The sequence below is a fragment of the Photobacterium chitinilyticum genome (assembly GCF_004104355.1).
Lineage (GTDB): Bacteria > Pseudomonadota > Gammaproteobacteria > Enterobacterales > Vibrionaceae > Photobacterium > Photobacterium chitinilyticum.
Genome location: NZ_RJLM01000001.1, coordinates 1,054,883 through 1,074,605 on the forward strand (window position 1 = coordinate 1,054,883; position 19,723 = coordinate 1,074,605).

General features: G+C 43.3%; 17 protein-coding genes and 1 pseudogene. 10 read left to right on the forward strand and 8 right to left on the reverse strand.

Annotation, left to right across the window (positions count from 1 at the left end; genetic code table 11):
* Positions 1-58: 58 nt before the first annotated feature.
* Positions 59-1,288: a peptidase T gene (gene pepT, locus EDI28_RS04490; protein WP_128782612.1), complete on the reverse strand. Its 1,230-nt coding sequence runs from the start codon at positions 1,286-1,288 to the stop codon at positions 59-61.
* A gap of 381 nt (positions 1,289-1,669) precedes the next feature.
* Here pepT and EDI28_RS04495 point away from each other — a divergent pair, with 381 nt between their 5' ends.
* Positions 1,670-1,960, forward strand: a complete 291-nt coding sequence (locus EDI28_RS04495; RefSeq protein ID WP_128782613.1) for a PTS transporter subunit EIIB — start codon at positions 1,670-1,672, stop codon at positions 1,958-1,960.
* Positions 1,961-2,015: 55 nt separating this feature from the next.
* Here the strand turns inward: EDI28_RS04495 and EDI28_RS04500 are convergent, their stop codons facing one another.
* The 3 genes from EDI28_RS04500 to EDI28_RS04510 are packed head-to-tail and all read right to left on the reverse strand — an operon-like array spanning position 2,016 to position 4,291.
* Complete coding sequence (locus EDI28_RS04500; RefSeq protein ID WP_128782614.1) at positions 2,016-2,678, reverse strand: DUF2987 domain-containing protein; 663 nt, start codon at positions 2,676-2,678, stop codon at positions 2,016-2,018.
* 3 nt (positions 2,679-2,681) lie between these two features.
* A complete protein-coding gene (locus EDI28_RS04505) occupies positions 2,682-3,497 on the reverse strand; it encodes a glucosaminidase domain-containing protein (RefSeq protein WP_128782615.1) in 816 nt (271 codons plus the stop codon).
* Positions 3,494-4,291, reverse strand: coding sequence for a hypothetical protein (locus EDI28_RS04510; RefSeq protein ID WP_128782616.1), 798 nt, complete (start codon positions 4,289-4,291; stop codon positions 3,494-3,496). The genes EDI28_RS04505 and EDI28_RS04510 overlap by 4 nt, the downstream gene beginning before the upstream one ends.
* 471 nt (positions 4,292-4,762) lie before the next feature.
* On the opposite strand from EDI28_RS04510, the gene potA reads away from it, so the two are divergent.
* The 5 genes and pseudogenes from potA to EDI28_RS04535 all read left to right on the forward strand — a co-directional run bounded on the left by potA (position 4,763) and on the right by EDI28_RS04535 (position 9,074).
* Positions 4,763-5,881: a spermidine/putrescine ABC transporter ATP-binding protein PotA gene (gene potA, locus EDI28_RS04515; protein WP_128782985.1), complete on the forward strand. Its 1,119-nt coding sequence runs from the start codon at positions 4,763-4,765 to the stop codon at positions 5,879-5,881.
* Complete coding sequence (gene potB / locus EDI28_RS04520) at positions 5,865-6,722, forward strand: spermidine/putrescine ABC transporter permease PotB (protein ID WP_128782617.1); 858 nt, start codon at positions 5,865-5,867, stop codon at positions 6,720-6,722. The genes potA and potB overlap by 17 nt, the downstream gene beginning before the upstream one ends.
* Complete coding sequence (potC, locus tag EDI28_RS04525; RefSeq protein WP_128782618.1) at positions 6,722-7,492, forward strand: spermidine/putrescine ABC transporter permease PotC; 771 nt, start codon at positions 6,722-6,724, stop codon at positions 7,490-7,492. The genes potB and potC overlap by 1 nt, the downstream gene beginning before the upstream one ends.
* 79 nt (positions 7,493-7,571) lie before the next feature.
* Positions 7,572-7,685: pseudogene (gene potD / locus EDI28_RS04530) on the forward strand (spermidine/putrescine ABC transporter substrate-binding protein PotD); the annotation flags it as partial.
* A 345-nt stretch (positions 7,686-8,030) separates the two neighbouring features.
* Positions 8,031-9,074 (forward strand): extracellular solute-binding protein, encoded by a 1,044-nt coding sequence (locus EDI28_RS04535; RefSeq protein ID WP_128782619.1) that lies wholly within the window; start codon positions 8,031-8,033, stop codon positions 9,072-9,074.
* Positions 9,075-9,197: 123 nt separating this feature from the next.
* Here the strand turns inward: EDI28_RS04535 and EDI28_RS04540 are convergent, their stop codons facing one another.
* Positions 9,198-10,619, reverse strand: coding sequence for a basic amino acid/polyamine antiporter (locus tag EDI28_RS04540; RefSeq protein WP_128782620.1), 1,422 nt, complete (start codon positions 10,617-10,619; stop codon positions 9,198-9,200).
* 51 nt (positions 10,620-10,670) lie between these two features.
* Positions 10,671-11,435: a dimethylargininase gene (gene ddaH / locus EDI28_RS04545; protein ID WP_128782621.1), complete on the reverse strand. Its 765-nt coding sequence runs from the start codon at positions 11,433-11,435 to the stop codon at positions 10,671-10,673.
* Between the two features lie 248 nt (positions 11,436-11,683).
* Between ddaH and EDI28_RS04550 the strand changes: the two genes are divergently transcribed.
* A complete protein-coding gene (locus tag EDI28_RS04550; protein ID WP_233353266.1) occupies positions 11,684-13,144 on the forward strand; it encodes a sigma-54 interaction domain-containing protein in 1,461 nt (486 codons plus the stop codon).
* A gap of 31 nt (positions 13,145-13,175) precedes the next feature.
* On the opposite strand, the gene EDI28_RS04555 is transcribed toward EDI28_RS04550, so the two are convergent.
* Entirely contained in the window at positions 13,176-14,051 is an 876-nt protein-coding gene (locus EDI28_RS04555; RefSeq protein ID WP_128782622.1) for a LysR family transcriptional regulator, read from the reverse strand.
* Positions 14,052-14,141: 90 nt separating this feature from the next.
* Here EDI28_RS04555 and EDI28_RS04560 point away from each other — a divergent pair, with 90 nt between their 5' ends.
* Positions 14,142-14,564 (forward strand): PACE efflux transporter, encoded by a 423-nt coding sequence (locus tag EDI28_RS04560; protein WP_128782623.1) that lies wholly within the window; start codon positions 14,142-14,144, stop codon positions 14,562-14,564.
* Between the two features lie 100 nt (positions 14,565-14,664).
* On the opposite strand, the gene cobB is transcribed toward EDI28_RS04560, so the two are convergent.
* Positions 14,665-15,324 carry a Sir2 family NAD+-dependent deacetylase gene (gene cobB / locus EDI28_RS04565; RefSeq protein ID WP_128782624.1) on the reverse strand — a complete coding sequence of 220 codons (660 nt, stop codon included), beginning with the start codon at positions 15,322-15,324 and terminating at the stop codon, positions 14,665-14,667.
* A gap of 97 nt (positions 15,325-15,421) precedes the next feature.
* Here cobB and EDI28_RS04570 point away from each other — a divergent pair, with 97 nt between their 5' ends.
* Positions 15,422-16,912 (forward strand): tyrosine-type recombinase/integrase, encoded by a 1,491-nt coding sequence (locus EDI28_RS04570; RefSeq protein WP_128782625.1) that lies wholly within the window; start codon positions 15,422-15,424, stop codon positions 16,910-16,912.
* Entirely contained in the window at positions 16,896-19,721 is a 2,826-nt protein-coding gene (locus EDI28_RS04575) for a hypothetical protein (RefSeq protein ID WP_128782626.1), read from the forward strand. Before EDI28_RS04570 ends, EDI28_RS04575 begins: the two co-directional genes overlap by 17 nt.
* Positions 19,722-19,723 lie beyond the last annotated feature (2 nt).

Below are 19,723 nucleotides of genomic sequence, written 5' to 3' on the forward strand. Positions count from 1 at the left end.
TTTAGGACTAGACAGTGTAATCAAAGGGTGCACTTTTTTAGCACCCTACTCGCTTCGATTACTGATAGCGAACTGCAGTCTTCTCTGCCACTTTAACAATCACCTTCACAGCCTGTTCCATACCTTCAACAGTAATAAACTCATGAATACCATGGAAGTTATAGCCGCCAGTGAAGATATTCGGGCAAGGTAAGTTCATGAATGACAAACGAGCGCCGTCTGTACCACCGCGAATTGGTTTAATCAGAGGCTGTACATCACATTCAATCATTGCCTCTTTAGCAAGTTCAATGACGTGCGGATGAGGTTCAACCATTTCACGCATATTACGGTAACTGTCAGTGTTCTTCAGCTCAACACGACCTTTTTGCAGCTTGCTATTTAGCTCGTCTACTTTCGCCTGAATAAAGGCTTTACGACGTTCCAAACTTTCACCATCAAAGTCTCGAAGGATGTAGTTCAGTTCTGTTCGAGCAACGCCACCTTCCATCGCAACCAGGTGATAGAAACCTTCATAGCCTTCGGTGCACTCAGGCGTTTCATCTGCAGGCATCATCAACTGGAACTGTGCCGCGATGTTCATCGCATTGATCATCTTATCTTTCGCAGTGCCTGGGTGTACGTTTACACCGTGACAAATCACATCAGCAGATGATGCATTGAAGTTTTCGAACTCCAGCTCACCAACAGGACCGCCATCAATAGTATAAGCCCACTTAGCACCGAATTTCTCAACATTGAAGAGATCTGCACCACGGCCAATCTCTTCATCAGGTGTAAACCCAATGCAGATTTCACCGTGTTTAATTTCTGGATTAGCCTTCAGATAAGCAATAGCCGTGATGATTTCAGCGATACCAGCCTTGTTATCAGCACCCAGCAGTGTTGTACCATCTGTAGTAATAATATTGTGGCCGTGAAGCTTGTTCAGATCAGGATACTGAATTGGTGATAACACCTCATCACCTATACCGAGGGCAATATCACCACCTTGGTAGTTTTCAACAATCTGAGGCTTAACATTTTTGCCTGATGCATCTGGTGCTGTATCCATATGTGCAATGAAGCCAATAACAGGCACATCATGGTCAACGTTTGCTGGAAGACGTGCCGTCAAATAGCCGTTATCATCCAGTTCGACATCAGAAAGCTCAAGTTCAATAAGCTCTTGTTTTATCTGCTCAGCTAGCACTCGCTGCCCTTCAGTACTCGGGCAGTGGGCGACTGATGAGTTAGATTGAGTCTCAAAGCTTACATAACGCAGAAATCTCTCAATTAATTTATCCATGTCCCACTCATTAGTATTGGTGATTAGAAGTGCTGATTCATTGATGAGGCGAAATTCATGTAACGCTTGCCTCAGAAGTACCGAGCAAGTATCGGGGACTCTGCAGCAAAATGAATTGCGATGAATCAGTTTTTCAGTGAATTGTATAAATTTATTCCAATATTGAGACACACATTGCTTTACAGCCAATTAATATACATATGAGTATAGGTTTATATCGCTATACCCCATACTTTTCATATGCAAAATCACATTTTCAGCTGTCAATTCTTATCCCAATGATTGTTATTAGCCACCGTATTCAGTGAGTGCAAAAAACCGAGTGTTGCCCATGATTTTTTTGAAACTAATTACTTCGCTGCTGTGATTGTCGGTATACCTATGGCTGTTCTGTATTACTTTGTCTTTCGTTTCGTCATTCGTAAATTTGACGTACAAACACCGGGACGTACAGAAGATGTAAAGGAAGAGATTTCACTCAGTGACGAGCAGTTAACGAAGTTAACTCTTGATTTCGTTGGTGGTAAAGACAACCTAACGTCAGTGACATCATGTATCACGCGCTTGCGGCTGGAAGTCGTAGACACTTCTTTGGTTAACGCAAAAGGACTTGAAGATATCGGCGTAATGCTTCGCTTAGATAGGCAAAAAAATCAGGCTAAAGTACTTTAGCCTGATTTTTAATGAGTTCATGAATTTCGGAATCAACAATTAACTATCTTGAGGGTTAACTTTCTTGCGGAATCCAGGGAGTTACCTTCACCGCACGCTGAGGGAATTGGATTTCTTCACCCTCGGTAAGATCTGCAAGCTTAATTACAACCTTACTGTCTTTAACGGTAATCGTCTTACCATTAGAAAGGCGAACAGGCTCACTCACATCATTCGCAAAGTGGACGACAACCCCACCGACTTCCGGCATAAACCAATTCGAGAACATACCACCTAAACCCGACAGCAAATTGTCCATCTGCGGGGTAAGCGCTGCGACTTCGGCTTGGTTAATACTCTGACCATAATCTTTGTTGGCAATAACTTGCATTGAAAGATCGCAAGTAATACCGTCGTCAATCACAAACGTCACATCAGGGTTTGCCTGACGAAGATTAGAATCTACCGGAACAACCAGTTCGTTATTCTCGGGGATCACCAACTCTTCGTAATGCTTTTCTTTTCGCATCGACCCTTTATGTATTGTACAAACATTACCGTTTTCCTGATTTAACAAGAAAAAGGCAATTCGTACATCATCATGGCCTTCTTTGACATTCTGTTTCAGCTTGCCGTAAAGCGAGCTGTAACGCATTTCAATGTTTTGGGCAGAAGCGTCCTGAGCATAGACAGATGCTGTGGCGAACATGCCAGCTAAAAGCCAATGGGTTAACTTCATCCTTTATCCTTGGCGCCAATATTTATTGTTATGTTTGATCATGGCCTGTATTTCATCAACATACGCATGACCACGTTCTGAATAGCGGCTTAGTCCTTCAGCAAGCTTTGTGCCTTCAATCAGCTGTCCGGCACTACGCTGTGCGGCCCGAATATCACGTAAATCAGCATAAGCACGATTTCGATTCACATTCATAAAGTAAGCTTGTACCGACAAATAGGCAGAATCAAAAACGGCCACTTCATGGGAGGCACCTTCTGTTCGAGATGCCGGCACTAAACCGCAACCCGCACGATAACACCATTGACCAAAATAGTTATTACCTTCAACAGCAAAGCGTGATGTTCCCCACCCCGATTCATTGGCTGCCTGGCTCAATACAAGGGCTTCGGGTAATACATCGACTCGCTTCAACATATTGCCAAGCCACTTCTCGTCGATATTGATGGCATTATCAGTAGCACTGTCTCGTTCAAGCGCAATTTGGTACATCTTGCCTAACTTGACTGCGTACTCGCCCTCTTCGCTATCTGGTTTCTCGCCAGATTCAAGCTTCGACTGAACAGCCAGCAAAAACTGTCGTTCTCGCTCAATACGCTTGTTTTCATGTTCAACGGCAGGTCTTAAAAAATTAAAGAAAGTCGCTTTCTTCTCATTTACATCTTTAATCGCTCGAAAATCAGGCTTTGATGAAAATGCAGCCTTAATTTCCGTGTCGTCAATCCCTTCAATAAATTCATTCTTCGATGGTGTTTCACCACAAGCTGCCAAGCCGGTGAACAGCGCCAATAGCGCAAGTTTTTTTGTTGTTTTTATCACGCGTCAAAAACCTTAGAGTCATCCTTTGTCGAGTTGTCGTCATCGCTGCCTTTCTTCACGTTTGTTACCTGCAAGGTAATGCCGAACAGGTTACGATAGATGATCCCTTTAACATTGAAGAAGAACGGAATCGTCCAAATCAAGCCAATACCGGCAGTCGCGAAGGAAATGAAGAACAGAATAAGCACAGCGAGATAAATGGCCGTCATCGGCATGATCTTCTTCACTGTCGCTACCAATGAATACTGAATCGCCTTAAGCGGCGTTATACGTTTCTCGCACACGAGAATAATAGCCATGCTAAAGCCCATAGACAGGAACAAACCAACCAACGGAAAAAGAGCATTTCCGACACCTTGCAATGAAGACGTCAGCAACATGGTGACAACAGAAACCAATGCGAACGGAAAACCTTTAATAAGGTGGCTTGGTTTGGTTGGCAGGCCAACCGCATGGTTCAGCGCCATAAGGCTGACACCTACATACAGCGGTGCACTCAAGACATCTGACCAAAAGTTCGCCATGTATCCAGCCTGCACGACATCTGCAGAGATTTCGCCACCGGTGATGATTGCATCAAAGAAAAGTGCGGCATCACCGAGCTGTACCTGCAAACCAATCATCAACAGCGCTACCTGCGCCAGAAAAAGACCAATGATGGCAGGGAGAAAAGATATGAAATTCTTGCCCGTTACCTTCCAGGCTTCCTGAAGTACTGCGAAAGCTTGAAGTTCAGTATCACCCTTCATGGCTTTATCAATCGAGCCACCGACATGGAAAGTTTTGTTATTCATTCTGTTTTCATCAACGAATCTGTAATCATAGAGCCGTGATTGTACGCTAGCTGGCCAGCATATAAAAATCGAAGTGAGGATAAAATGTTTAACATTTATGAAAAACACTGAAATTTTAAACGGTTAAACTCATATCGCAGCCCAATCAAGTCCTTCACAAGCATTACGCTACATTCAAACCCGCTATAGTTATTGAGCAACCCCACAAGGCAAAAAAATAAACCGCGATATTTGTCAACGCGACAATGAGTTACTGGCAAGTTATGGTCATTGTTTTATGGGACAAAATCCAATTTTTGGCAATGCTAAATCTAATCATTGCTCACTCAAAAATTGAAGGCCCAATATATAGCAAAAAAACCATGAAAAAACGCTTTAATTTACCAAGTTAGAGGTCTATTATGCGCCTCCTAAAATTAGCCTTTATGTTGGGGTGACAACGTGAACCCCCTAGGTGGAGATAACGTAGAATTGAACGCTGCACAAACAACTAGAAAACCAGTGATTCAGCTGACAGGGCTGAGCAAGAGTTTTGATGGAAAGCAAATCATCACTGGTCTCGATCTGAACGTTAACGATGGTGAGTTCCTGACTATCCTTGGTCCTTCGGGCTGCGGTAAAACAACTGTATTGCGCCTTATTGCCGGTTTTGAAAATGCAGATGCTGGCCAGGTGATTATTGCCGATAAAGACGTTACCGAGATCCCAGCCGAGCACCGCCACGTCAATACTGTATTTCAAAGCTATGCACTTTTCCCGCATATGACAGTGTTCGACAATGTTGCGTTTGGTTTACGTATGCAGAAAGTTGCCGAGAGTGAAATCGAACCTCGAGTAATGGAAGCACTATGTATGGTGCAGCTAGAGAGTTTTGCCTCTCGCAAACCCCATCAGCTTTCAGGTGGCCAGCAACAACGAGTGGCGATTGCCCGTGCTGTTGTCAACAAGCCAAAAGTGCTGTTGCTTGATGAGTCTTTGTCTGCTCTTGATTACAAGTTACGCAAACAAATGCAAATCGAGCTCAAGCAGCTACAGCGCAAACTGGGGATCACTTTTATCTTCGTGACTCACGATCAGGAAGAAGCCCTGTCGATGTCTGATCGTATTATTGTTATGCGTGATGGAAATATCGAGCAAGACGGCTCACCTCGTGAAATCTACGAAGAGCCAAAAAACCTGTTTGTCGCGCGTTTTATTGGCGAGATTAATGTCTTTGATGCGACGGTGAAAGAGCGTCTGGACGAGCAACGTATTTTAGCTAATGTCGAAGGTCGTTCGTCTCTTCTGCATTGCAAACTGCCGGTAAACAATGGTGACAAGGTTAAAGTATTACTGCGCCCGGAAGATATCCGCCTTGAAGAAATCAATAATGGCGAAACGGCAAATGGCATTATCGGTTATGTGCGCGATCGTACCTATAAAGGGATGACATTAGATTCAGTTGTTGAGCTGGAATCTGGCACGTCTGTGATGGTTAGCGAATTCTTCAATGAAGATGATCCTGATGTTGATCATTCGCTAGACCAAAAAGTCGCGGTTACCTGGGTGGAAAGTTGGGAAGTGGTACTTGCAGATGAACAAGAAGCTTAATCTTCAGAACATCATCATCACTGTTATCGTTAGTTGGCTGTTGCTGTTTGTATTTATACCCAACCTGATGATTATCGGCACCAGTTTTCTGACCCGCGATGATGCGAACCTGATCGAAATGACGTTTACGTTCGATAATTATATTCGGTTAGTCGATCCCCTTTACGCCAAAGTCATGCTGCACTCGTTCTATATGGCGCTGGTGGCTACCTTGCTTTGCCTGGTCATCGGCTATCCATTTGCTTACGCGATTGCCAAAATGCCGGAGAAATGGCGTCCGTTTATGCTATTTCTGGTAATTGTTCCTTTTTGGACCAATTCCCTGATCCGAACCTATGGTCTGAAGATCATGCTGGGTACTCGCGGCGTTTTCAATAATGCCCTGCTCTACCTGGACATTATCGACAAACCAATCCGCATTATGTACACCGAGTATGCGGTAATGGTTGGACTGGTCTATATTCTGCTACCGTTTATGGTACTGCCGCTCTACTCGGCAATAGAAAAGCTCGATCACACCTATATCGAAGCCGCGCGTGATCTTGGCGCCAATAAGCTACAGACGTTTATGAAAGTAATCATCCCGCTGACCATGCCGGGAATTATCGCTGGCTGTCTGCTGGTATTGCTGCCTGCACTTGGCATGTTCTATGTCTCCGACCTGCTGGGCGGCGCAAAGAACCTATTGATTGGTAATGTGATTAAGAGTCAGGTACTCAATGCTCGAGACTGGCCATTCGGCGCTGCGACGAGTATCGCTCTGACCATGGCGATGGCTGTAATGTTATATGCCTACTATCGAGCAGGTAAGTTGCTTAACCGAAAAGTGGAACTGGAATAATGGGACGCGTGTTTAAACTCAGCCTGATGACTGTGGTGTATGCCTTCCTGTATACACCAATTATTATTCTGATCGTGAACTCCTTTAATGCCAGTAAGTTTGGTATGAAATGGGGCGGCTTTACGACCAAGTGGTATGAACATTTGGTCAATAATGACAGCTTGATGCAGGCAGCCTGGCACTCGCTCAATATTGCGGTATTTTCTTCTACTGCAGCAGCCATTATCGGAAGCCTGACCGCAGTAGCCTTATTCCGCTACCAATTTCGGGGCAAGCATTTTGTCAACGGCATGCTGTTTGTGGTTATGATGTCACCAGATATTGTCATGGCGATCTCGCTACTAGCATTGTTTATCCTGGTCGGTACGGAATTGGGCTTCCTGACGCTGCTACTTTCTCACATCACATTCTGCCTGCCTTTCGTGGTTGTTACTGTGTACAGCCGTTTGAAAGGCTTTGATGTGAAGATGCTAGAAGCTGCACGCGATCTTGGCGCCAGTGAGTGGGTGATCCTGAAGCAAATTATTCTGCCGCTAGCAAAACCAGCGGTCGCAGCCGGCTGGCTGCTCAGCTTCACCTTGTCTTTGGATGATGTGATTGTTAGCTCCTTTGTAACAGGGCCTGCGTACGAAATCCTGCCATTGAAGATTTATTCAATGGTAAAAGTCGGTATTTCACCAGAAGTGAATGCGCTTGCTACAATTATGCTTATTGTGTCTCTGTTCTTGGTTATATGCTCGCAGCTGCTAGCCAGAGAAAAGATAAAATAATTTAAATCAGTTTTTTAATTGGCCTTGGGCCTGATACTGCAAGTGATTAGTCAGCCGATTAATCACTTGTTTTTTATCAATCGACAAATCAAATCTAACTCATATCCAACAGCTTGATAAGAATTATCTGGACAAGCCTTTTGACCCTAACAACGACTACTCCATCCCCCATGTGATAGCGATGACAGGTCTGCGGTGAATGGCAGGATGCTGTCAGTGAAATGAATATTTGCTACGAAAATTACTTCCTAGAGCTTAAAGCTGCTCAGTAATTCCACATCCAAGGCAACCAGGTAATATTTGGTTGCCTTTATCACTACCCCATCTGCTATAATCTCCTTTTAATTCCCCTGTTTATAACCATATATAAATGAATAAAGATGGCTCCCTGGAGTACATTTGATTTCTTTTTACATGTAGGAGAAGCGGTTAGTACCAAACAGTAATATGCCCTTAATTGATTAAAGGTGTACACGTTGTTTAGTGCATTCGCTAGAGATAACTCTCGACACATCCTGATAGTTAGGAGCACAACAAAATGAAAAAATGGTCTTCTTTAATGGCCGGTGGTGTCTGCGCAATGGCAATGTTCTCAAATATTGCAACTGCTGCAGATGAAGAGCTGTATTTCTACAATTGGTCTGAATACATCCCAAGCGAAGTATTGGAACAGTTCACGAAAGAAACGGGTATTAAGGTAATTTATTCGACCTATGAGTCGAACGAAACCATGTACGCTAAGCTAAAAACCCATGGCGAAGGCTATGACCTAGTTGTTCCTTCAACTTATTACGTATCTAAGATGCGTGACGAGGGAATGCTGAATAAAATTGATCGCTCCAAGCTGTCAAACTTTGATGAGCTAGATCCGAACTTCCTACAAAAACCATTTGATCCAAGCAATGACTACTCGATCCCTTATATCTGGGGTGCAACCGGTATCGGGGTGAATACCGAAATGATGGACAAAGCCGAAGTCAGTTCTTGGAGTGATTTCTGGGATCCCAAGTGGGAAGGCCAGCTGATGATGATGGATGATGCTCGCGAGTTCTTCCACATTGCACTTCGCAAACTTGGCTACTCAGCCAACACGCAAAAGCCTGAAGAGATAAAAGCCGCATACGAAGAGTTGAAAAAACTGATGCCGAACGTATTGGTGTTCAATTCAGACTACCCTGCCAACCCATACATGGCTGGCGAAACTTCTCTGGGTATGCTGTGGAACGGTTCTGCTTACATGGCTCGCCAAGAAGGTGCAGCTATCGAAATCGTATGGCCAAAAGAAGGTGCGATCTTCTGGATGGACAGCCTATCGATTCCAGCAGGAGCTAAAAACGTTGATGCAGCCCACAAGATGATCGACTTCCTACTGCGTCCTGAAAATGCAGCGAAAGTCGCTCAAGAAATTGGCTACCCGACCCCTGTCGCTTCAGCGAAAAAACTGCTGCCAGCAGAGTTTGTTAACGACACAAACATCTACCCACCTCAAGAAGTTCTGGATGCAGGTGAGTGGCAGAACAGTGTAGGTACGGCTAATACGCTCTACGAAGAATACTACCAGAAGCTTAAAGCTGGTCAGTAGTAATCGCAAAACACAATAAGCGATTTTAGAGCAAACTACACAGTCAAAAACCCAAGCTGCTGCTTGGGTTTTTTTATTTTTCACGGTAAAGATACTCAAGAACACATCTGCACTTATTAGATATTACAGCGTCAGCGTGTTGAACATGATCAGATCCAACGCCAATACAGCCCCGGCGAGTACCATCATAGCCAAAACTTTTTCAATCGGTTTACTGAGAAAAGTTACCCCTTGTTCTTTCCTTGAATATAAGTAAAAAGGTAAACCGCAGGCATAGAGTAACAGTGACAGAAGAAGATAGTTCATCCCGCCAGCATAGATCAACCACAAACCATAGCCAGAACCGATTGACATCATCAGCACTAAAGAGGCCGAGCGTTGCTTATTTTCCATGGTAACTTTCAGGCCAAAGGCCGCGCACAGCAAATATGGGATCAGCGCCATCGATGAAGCGAGTTGGATCAAAATATTGTACCCGGCATCATTGAGGTAATTAACAATCAAAAATAGTGTGATCAGGCTGTTGGTTAACCGCATCGCATTTTTGGGGATTTGATTGTCGTTAAGTTTGCCAAACACCGACGGAGCTGTATTGTGTTTCCCTCTGGCAGCCAAGAATAACATCTCACTGGAGATCATAGTCCAAGCCAGTAACGCCCCGCCGACAGAAACAATCAAGCCGATATTTATCAGCATACCGCCCCAGGGACCGACCGCGTATTCCAGAACTTGTGCCATTGATGGGTTTTTCATTCCGGCAAGCTCGGCTTGTGGTACCACCCCAAGCGACAGCAGGGAAACACAAATAAGTAAGGTGATGGTGATCAGAAAACCCAAAATCGTTGCCCGGCTGACCACTTCCATGTTTTTCGCTCGAGAAGCATATACGGTCGCGCACTCTATGCCTAAAAACACCCAGACGGTATAGAGCATGGTGTTTTTTACCTGGCTGGTTATCGAACCAAGCTCTGGTGTGCCCCAAAAATCGATGTTAAACGTATCGATTTTAAACGCTAGAGCAACAAGCAGGATAAATAGCAGAATGGGGATAATCTTGGCGACAGTAACAATGACATTTAGTGTGGTTGCTGACTTAACACCACGTAATACAAAAAAATGTAGCAGCCACAAGGTAATAATACTGCAAACCATGGCAGGGAATGTACTGCCATTACCAAAGAAGTCGAAAAGCTGGAATGAGCCCAGCGCGCTGTACATTACGACCAGATAGCCGACATTGCCGACCCAAACAGAAATCCAGTACCCCCATGCAGCATTAAACCCGAGGTAGTCGCCAAATCCTTCCCGCACGTAACCATATACACCGTCCTCAATATCAGACCGGTTAATCGATAACCACTGGAAAATTTTTGCCAAAGTAACCATACCGAAAAAAGTGATAACCCAGGCAATAATAATAGCCCCAGCCCCGGCTCCCTCAGCCATGTTTTGCGGCAAACTAAAGATCCCGCTACCGACAATCGCCCCTGTTACAAGGGCTGTCATTGGCAGCAATCCCAGCTTCCGTACGCTTTTGTCTGTCATAATGCTTTCTCCTAAACAAGAGAGGGCATCCCTGCCCTCCCCAACAGCGGGTTAAAAGCGTAGCGACATGCAGCTTACGCCACCGTCAACTTTGCGGTATTCCGAAGTATCCACTGTTTCCACCCTGTACCCCAGCTCGCGGATTCTACTCTCTGTGGCCGGATAACCGCTTGGCATAATGACGGTACCGTTCACCCAGATACAGTTGGCAGCATAGCTTTCGCTTTCGGGGATCTCGATAATGTTGAGATGGGCGAACTCCGGCTTATTGATGAATTCTCCGGCGGCAAGCAGATTACCATTTTCCAGATAGGCCAGTCCGGTTTTGAGGTGGAGCACCTCCTCCAACGGAACGACATGACCAGACATACCATATTTCTCCAGTATCGTGATCAATTGGGAGGCGCCTTCTTCATTGGTCCGAGCCGACTTACCAATATAGAAGCAATCACCGACCATCATCACATCACCGGCATCGAGGGTTCCAGGCGCTTTGATGTGTTCAATTTTATCCCCGTAAAAACGGCGTAGCGCCGGCTCAATCGAGTCAATTTCCCCGCGGCGCGTATCGGCACCCGGACGAGTCACAATGCCGCAATGTTTAGTGCAAAGTGCCGGGTCTTCAACAAAGACAGAGTCAGGGTAATCCTCAAGCGGGGGAAGCAATAAAATTTCAACACCACATTTTCTTAAAGCATCTAAATACGCGAGGTGCTGTTTCATCGCGAGATCGTAATCGGGTTTACCATCGTCCGCCGAAGAAATGCCATCAATCAATGCTTTACATGGGGTACGCGCAATAATGTAATTAAACATAATCAGTCCTTTTTATATTCATCTTTAAAACCGGTGAACAGTCCATAGCGAGAACCGTGCCATATTGACATAACTATTAAAAGCACTGTTAAATCAATCCATTAGAAATTCATAGAGGTTGGATTTGCCGATAAATCATGCCGAAATATCATCAGTGATGATATTTCGGCAAAATAAGATAACTAGCTAATTTATTTAATATATCTGTGAAGAGTTTCGCTAAATTTGTGAAAATCACATGGTTTAATATGACGATAATTCGTCAGTTTGAGATAGGCAAAATGGAGAAACACCCAGCGAAGGTACTCTCATTGCTCAGCCAGGTGATGACGGTGTTTGACAGTATTTCTAGCTCCTACATTATCATCGACGCATCAGAGACGGTCGTTGCTTATAACGAGGTGAGCTCTAAGCTGGACGGCATCGCCGCAAGTAAGGTTCTCAACCGCAAGTTACTGGATGTGTTTCCGACCCTTTCCCGAAATTCAAGTTCGATGCTTCAAGTGCTACGTTGTCGTGTACCTATCTGGAACAAAGCCCAAAGTTATCAGGCACCATCGGGTAAGGTGATGACTATGACCTCATCGACTTTTCCCATTCTCGATGTTGATAACACAACGATGTTCGTGATTGAAGTGGTTCATGATATTAGCAATTTAAGGGAATTAACGGATCACGTGATCCAACTGACAGAAACATTGAAGGAAAGCCTGCCGCCGACAAAGCAAAGCCTGCAAATTGTCACCGAAAACAAACAATTCAAGCGGCTACTCAAGGATGCAAAAACCTTCGCCCAGACACAGCTTCCGGTTCTGATCGCAGGGGAAACCGGTACCGGGAAAGAGCTGGTAGCCCGTCATATTCATCTCAATAGCAGCCATAACAATGTAGCAATGGTGACAATCAACTGCGGTGCAATCCCATCAACCTTAATCGAGAGTACCTTGTTTGGTACAGTCAAAGGGGCATTTAGCGGTGCGGAAAACAAAAAGGGATTACTTGAGCTGGCTGATGGCGGTACGCTTTTCTTAGATGAAATTAACTCTATGCCAATAGAAGTGCAGAGTAAGTTATTGCGGGTTGTCCAGGACGGAGCCTTTCGTCCTTTAGGTGGCAACCATGAAAAGACCGTATCTATTCGTTACATCGCAGCCATGAACGAGCAGCCCGAAGTGGCGATACAGAAAAAAGAGCTACGCTCTGATCTGTTTTACCGTCTTGGTGTCTGCATGGTGGTGCTTCCCCCGCTACAACAACGGCTGGATGATATCCCGCACCTAGTTGAGTACTTTATCCGCAAGCATAATCCGCTACTCAAAACTGCTATAACCGGCTATACCCCGGACTTTATCCAGTCGCTGGAGTCCCGCCCCTGGCCCGGTAACGTACGGATGTTAGAAAATGTGATACTGCGTTGCATGCTGACGTGCTCGCAATCAAGTGACAATGTACTGAATACATTGCACTTGGGCTCAATACAAGAGCAATCGATTTCGTTCGAGTCTGTACCCGCTCATCAAACGTGGAGGCCGGCAGACAGCCGGGAACCAGAAGAATCGTTGGTCGAACATCTGGCTAGTTACGAAAAGAAACTATTGGTCAATACCCTAACACGGTGTAAAGGCAACCATAGCGAAGTGGCCCGGCAGTTAAAAATCCCCCGAACAACACTGCAGAGTAAACTGCGAAAATATAGCATCAGTAGTTAAATTTAATTGATGTAAACGCTCTAGCTCTCCCTTAGTCCAATAGGCTGTTAATGGCTCGGCTTAGCCACTTTGCTGCCGGCCCCATGCTGCAGTCTTTGGGTGATATATACTCTACCGGAATAGACCAGTCTTTATGATCAAATGTCACCGGTAATATATGGAGTTGATCTGAAGTGTCTTGCTCAACAAGATGCCTGGGCATATAAGTCCACCCTAACCCTCTCTCGACATTTTTCAGTAATGTCCGGTAATCATTTCCGTACCATACTTGCGACGAAAAAGGCTGCAAATGCGCCTGATGAGTGCCATTGACTCCCTTAATCATCAACTGACGATGTGGAATCAAATCTGGTGGTGAAACACTGCTCAAGCTTGCTAAAGGATGTTTTTTGCAAACAATTGGGACAAAAGACAAGTTACCGATATAACAAATATCGGCCTCTTTAATGAACGTCATATCGCTCAAGATGATTCCAATATTCGCCTTACCAGCAAGAACATACTGGATAATATCACTGCTGGACATGGTCATGATATTCAGCGATGTTGCAGGAAAACGAAGCGAAAACTGCTCGATAATGGTGTAAAAGCGAGCCACTTGAAGGCTATCTTCAATCGCCAGCGTTAATTGGGTTTCTTCATTATTGGTTAATGCTTTTGAGGCACTTTCAAGCTCATAAGCCTGCTGTAAGATTGCTTCGGCGAAGGTCAGCAGGTGCTTCCCCTCATCGGTTAGGCTAGGTTTGCGGGTACTTCTGTCAAAAAGGGTCACGTCTAGGTCAATTTCTAAGTTGGAAATCCCCTGGCTTACAGCCGATTGGACTTTTCCTAACTTTCTTGCACAGGCAGAAAACGAACCCACTTTGGCGGCGATTACAAACATATTTAGCTGATCGAGGTTATACATAGCATCACAAATTATGATAGTAACTAACTAGATCTAATCATATATTAAGATACATTAGCCGCATAGATTATCCTCCATGAGTATTAAACGATGTCAGTTAAAGAACGTATTTTACATAGCCTACTTTTTGAGGCGTTTGCACTATGTATTTTAATGGGTGCAGCCACACTATTTACCGCTCACAATCCTACTGTCGTCGGAGGTGTTGCTATTGCCTTATCAGTGTTAGCGATGATGTGGAACTACGTATACAACTTAGGCTTCGATCGTGTTTTTGGTCATGACCGGTTGTCACGAAAAATAGGCATGCGTATAGCACATGGAATTGGCTTCGAAGCAGGTTTACTCCTGGTTACCATCCCGCTGTTAATGTGGGTATTACAAATGGATTTCTGGACAGTGCTCATTCTTGATCTTGGTATTGTGATTTTCTTCTTGGTTTACTCGATTATCTATAACTGGGCTTACGACCAAGTACGCTCAAAAATCACAGCACGAGCAACGGCAGTTTAACGGCCTAGATATAAATATCACTTAGACAAAAAGCCCACGGTAGCACTAAGCAACTGTGGGCTTTTAGTTTGATCCCTGCGCTACCTAACTAAGAAAATTGTTAAGAAAGAATCTGGTCCACAAATTCCGGTACCAGCACGGAAGCCGGGCCGTAACGTTTTTCTGCAAACTCGCTTTCTACTTCACTCGGCTCAAGGTTTAGCTCAACCGTATGCGCTCCGTGCATTGCCGCTTCATGAACAAAACCGGCAGCAGGATATACAGCACCAGAGGTACCAATCGAGATAAAGAGATCGGCTTGCATCAGGGCATCATGAATGCGGTCCATACCAATAGGCATCTCACCAAACCACACCACGTTTGGTCGCATTGGCGCCGGCATTTGGCAGCAATGGCAATGATCATCCAATGATATATTCCCACTCCAACTTATGCTCTGTCCTGTGCTGCTACATTGCGCTTTAAGCAGTTCACCATGCATGTGGATGATGTTATTTGTTCCTGCAGCTTCATGAAGGTTATCAATATTCTGAGTTACAACAGTCACTTTGCCGTTAAGTTCACGCTCTAATTTGGCCAGAGCCAAATGGGCAGCGTTTGGAGCAACTGTTCCGCTCTCCAGTTGCTGGCGACGTTGGTTATAGAAATCTTGCACAAGAGATGGATTTCGACGGTATCCTTCTGGTGTCGCGACATCTTCAATATGATGATTTTCCCACAACCCGTCTTGATCGCGGAAGGTACGGATGCCTACCCCCACCTAACTTTGTTCCGAGCACCCCTCCTAATAAATATTTGTATTTTTGTTACCCTAGCCTATGGTTAATGTGAGAGCTTTAAGATTGGATTAGAGAGCAATGCATTCAGCCAGAATCAAAAAAACAACAATTAATTTGGGAACACGCCCCAGCTTTGTCGTAGATAATGATACAGGTGAAATCCTCAAGGAAAAGCTCAACGATGGAATAGAAATCAGACAATTCTCATACGCATCTAATCGCTTTATCGAAAACTTCCCACTGTTGATTTGTTTCAACAGGTTGGACGATACCCTAGCAATGAATCTGCATTTAATACATCGATTCACTGGTGAGTTCGCCGTCAAGAAAAACAAAACAAAGGGACGCAGTACGCTGGCAGAGTCTGAAAGCACTAGACAAAGTGCTCGTGGAAGCTCGTTAACATTAAAATCTATCGAGAGTATTGCCAAAGATTTGTTAAGTTTCTTGCAATGGTTGATTGATAACGATATTGACTGGAAGCTCGCACTATCAGAACCTTTAAATGATGCTGAAAGTACTTTAGAAGAGCTGCCTGTATGGAAATATCGGAGTTCACTTATAGATAAGGTAACAAAGCGCCAACTGAGCTATAAGACGGCTGTGCGGCGTATTAATGTTGTCAGGTACTTTTATGAATGGGCTTGGAAATACCATCATATCGTAAGTCTCCCGTTCGAGCTTAAAGAGAAAACTTATTACCCTAAAAATTGCAAGAATGATGAACTTGGGGACTTACTTTTCGGCATGGGTAAAGGTCCAACAAAAAAAGGGGGTATTCCATATTTCACTTCAGGTTTAGAGTTGCCCAAAAAGATAATACAACCTGATTCCTCTCCAGATGAATCACTTCAGCCATACTCCTTGAAAGAACTAGCTTCATTGCTGAGTAGTACTGTCTTAGATAATCCTACTTATGCTTTGGCTGTAGATCTCGGATACCAATTAGGTCTACGAGCATCAGACATAACACGCTTAAACCGAGAAGATATAGTTAATCCTGAGGAACACTCGAAGCAAATCTTTAAGATGAAACTCTATGGCTCTAAGGGTAATAAAGATCGATACCTTGATGTTTCGCGCTCCCTGATGTGTAAAATGTGGAACTACATCAATACAGATAGAAACGCACGTCTAGTTTTGCGTTGGGAAACAAAGTACGGAATAAATAACCCAAGTCACCCTATTCCACTATTTATAGGTAGACAAAACAGACGAATGTCCGAGAAATCCATTAGTAATATCATTGATAAGGTCAGAAGAAATCAGAAAAAACAAGATAGACCCGTGATCAAACGCACATTTCATGACCTCCGTGCTACATTTGGAACCTACTATGCCAAATACCTACTAGAACAAGGAATGAAAGAAAGTGCCGTCAAAACTCGCTTGATGCGAGCAATGGGACATAACTCATTTGAAACTACTAAAAAATATCTCAACTTTGCAACGGATGAGGCTTATGGCAACGTAATGGAACCATGGGTACAGGAGATTTACGAAGGTGTTGAGAAATTAATGCAAGCAAAAATTGAGATGCAGGAAGTTATGTATGATAGTACTTTCTGATAATTCCATAAAAGAAATTTCTCATTGGTCACTAAAACTTAAATATGACTTAAACTTTATCCTGAATAATATAAAGGTTGGTTCACGTCGTCAGTTTAAATCTCGCGCAGAAAAATTATCGAAGGCACTACCTGAAATACTTTCTCACTTATCAAATAGTGATGCAAAACTAATTGAGCAAAAAGGTCTAAATGCATTAAATGACTTACAGTTATGGTCTCGGCTCGAGTCCGCCACAGAAAAAGCTGGAAACCACGCTAATACTAGCTCAAAATCAAAAATCAGTAGCGACCTCACAATCTTTATCGGCTTCGCGATGAGAAATTTTAAAGTAGGTAACAAAGAAATTTTACGTCCTAGTATGGTTAAAGTTGAGGGAGAGAATAATGCTGTCATTACTCCATTGTATCGCATTTCAGTTGATTTAATGTGGGAATTCAAGAAAATAGCAAATGATATATTAGGCGATCACAGCAGCCCATACCATGTACAGAGAACTACAAGAGATGCCGCTAGTGCCATTGCAGTGATTGCAGAAGATCCTCAAGTGTATAACATACTACTCAAATCAGGTATCACTGCCTTGAGTGGTGAAAAAGGCTTAATAAATAAAGCACTCTCAAATGAAAAACTAAAAAAAGGAGAAAAAAAGGCTCTTATCTATATTTTTCGCAGGCTTTCACCTGAAAATTTTTCACCTATTTACCTAACTAAAATTGATGAAGGAAAGCAATATTGGCTTAATATTGGAAATACGAAGATTAACGTAACCCGACTAGGCAGAGTAGCCCCAATTTTAGTAAAACAAGCACAAGAATATGCTAACCACTATATAGGGAAGAAACTAACTGATGATATTGAACCTAAAACGGCTAAAGAGGTTCCTGCACATATTAGGAATTTTATTAATTTAGGCCGGACTTTTCACATTCATAAAGAATCACTAAATTCAGCCCAAATAAACATTCTCAAAAGTGATGGGTTTAAAGGGTTCTTAGCTAATAATGGAGAACTACTTCTTTGGTTCTCGGAGTTAAAAGAGAAAGTAATAACGCAACGAGAACGACGTGACGCTATTAGTTCATATTCACCACTATATTCATGTGTAAAGTATTTTTCAGAAACAAATTTAGATATACGTGATTATTCACCTGACTATTACATCAAAACCCCAAGCGAAACAGCTATTGGTGAATATGACTACATAGAAATAGGTGATTTATTTAATACTTACCCTGCTTTGGCTAGAGATCTGAAAACTGTATACCTATCAACACGGAACAGCCTCAAAGCGGATGCTCTTGACAATGTAACCATCTTAAGTCGAATTAGCCATTTTCAGCGAGTGATGAAATTTCCAGTTAATCTTTCGAACGAACAACGGGAATGGCTATCAAATGAAGGGTTATCTGGATTTGTTAAAGGTAATCATAGTGTCCTAAAAGTTTACCTTGAATATTTACAGGTAAAAGCAAAAGCGGGAAAGTATAGTCCTGTAACCGCCGATAGTTATCAAAGAGGTCTAAAATGGGTTATCGAGGCCGCTGGCTTTGATGTTATTGATGTGTATCCCGTGAAAGTGACTCAATATAAACTATACGATCAAAGAGATGACTCAGACACCGACTATACGAAAGAAGAAGTCATCGAGTTGGCATATCATATTGAAGTTTTATTAGCTCAAGGTAATTTAAATCAGCGAAATACTCTATATCTTCGCATTGCAAGAATTCTACTTAAAACTGGATGGAATCAGTCCCCAGTACTCACGTTAGAAACTACAGACATTGTTGAGGTTAACTGCCCAATCGCTGGTCAGAAAACATATTTTGTTCGTCTATTAAAAAAGAGAGCTGGCTATCTAACTCAATGGCATAAATTTGACCTAACCGCTAATGAACTCGCTGATGAAGGAATTGAAGTTGGCAAATCGATTAAAGCAGTTATTAAAGAATTGCTTTATCTCGCTACCACCATAAGTGAGCCAATAAGGAGAACATTACCAGCGGATCACCCTTTTAAAAACAAATTAATGATATATGTTGGAGATGATGGAGTTATTAATCTAGCAACAAATAAAGAACTGTACCACTATGTAAATAAGCTATTAATCAAAGCAGGTTGCTCAGTTGGATTCGGAAGCAGGAAAATCCGCAAAACTGGATTGAACTTTCTCTATCGTCGAGTAGAAAAAGACTTTGCCAAATACAAAAAATCAGGACAGCATTCATTTGAAGTTTTTCAACGAAGTTATCTTAGATTTATAGCAGGTGAAAGCAAGCGAACATTAAGCAAAGCTATTACGGTCATGGGTGACTACTTTCATGGTAGACCAATCACTGACAATATTAAAATTGTCACTGAAAGCTCAGAGTATTGGCAGCAAGTACCCAACGGAGGGTGCGCGTCACAAGGTAATGATGCACAAGCAGCAGCCTACAACCGACAAACACACGGATTAATTAAACGGTTCGGGCTTGAAAAAGCAAAGTATTGTGCCGACTTCTCCGCCTGCCTTTGGTGTGAACATTACCGCTGTGTTGCTGACCCAGAGCATGCTTGGAGGTTATTATCATATAGAGATTTTGTGTTAGAAGATATGGCTGCCAGCATTGATGATGTAGCTGAAGTGGGGGCACAAAAAGAGTATCACAGACTACTAACTCAAAGAGTAAACGATATTTTGATTGACCTTGATAAATTGACATCAGGTTGCCGAGAGGCTGGTGAGAAACTCCTAGCAGAACGAGGAATACACCCTGACTGGAAGTTAGCAAGTACAACTTCTGATATATTTAGAGAGAGTTGATA

What these genes read in the sequence shown, in the direction of transcription:
- pepT (WP_128782612.1), bottom strand. Translation starts at nt 1,288, where the DNA reads ATGGATAAATTAATTGAGAGATTTCTGCGTTATGTAAGCTTTGAGACT.
- EDI28_RS04495 (WP_128782613.1), top strand. Translation starts at nt 1,670, where the DNA reads ATGGCTGTTCTGTATTACTTTGTCTTTCGTTTCGTCATTCGTAAATTT.
- EDI28_RS04500 (WP_128782614.1), bottom strand. Translation starts at nt 2,678, where the DNA reads ATGAAGTTAACCCATTGGCTTTTAGCTGGCATGTTCGCCACAGCATCT.
- EDI28_RS04510 (WP_128782616.1), bottom strand. Translation starts at nt 4,291, where the DNA reads ATGAATAACAAAACTTTCCATGTCGGTGGCTCGATTGATAAAGCCATG.
- potB (WP_128782617.1), top strand. Translation starts at nt 5,865, where the DNA reads ATGAACAAGAAGCTTAATCTTCAGAACATCATCATCACTGTTATCGTT.
- potC (WP_128782618.1), top strand. Translation starts at nt 6,722, where the DNA reads ATGGGACGCGTGTTTAAACTCAGCCTGATGACTGTGGTGTATGCCTTC.
- EDI28_RS04535 (WP_128782619.1), top strand. Translation starts at nt 8,031, where the DNA reads ATGAAAAAATGGTCTTCTTTAATGGCCGGTGGTGTCTGCGCAATGGCA.
- EDI28_RS04540 (WP_128782620.1), bottom strand. Translation starts at nt 10,619, where the DNA reads ATGACAGACAAAAGCGTACGGAAGCTGGGATTGCTGCCAATGACAGCC.
- ddaH (WP_128782621.1), bottom strand. Translation starts at nt 11,435, where the DNA reads ATGTTTAATTACATTATTGCGCGTACCCCATGTAAAGCATTGATTGAT.
- EDI28_RS04550 (WP_233353266.1), top strand. Translation starts at nt 11,684, where the DNA reads ATGACGATAATTCGTCAGTTTGAGATAGGCAAAATGGAGAAACACCCA.
- EDI28_RS04555 (WP_128782622.1), bottom strand. Translation starts at nt 14,051, where the DNA reads ATGTATAACCTCGATCAGCTAAATATGTTTGTAATCGCCGCCAAAGTG.
- EDI28_RS04560 (WP_128782623.1), top strand. Translation starts at nt 14,142, where the DNA reads ATGTCAGTTAAAGAACGTATTTTACATAGCCTACTTTTTGAGGCGTTT.
- EDI28_RS04570 (WP_128782625.1), top strand. Translation starts at nt 15,422, where the DNA reads ATGCATTCAGCCAGAATCAAAAAAACAACAATTAATTTGGGAACACGC.
- EDI28_RS04575 (WP_128782626.1), top strand. Translation starts at nt 16,896, where the DNA reads ATGATAGTACTTTCTGATAATTCCATAAAAGAAATTTCTCATTGGTCA.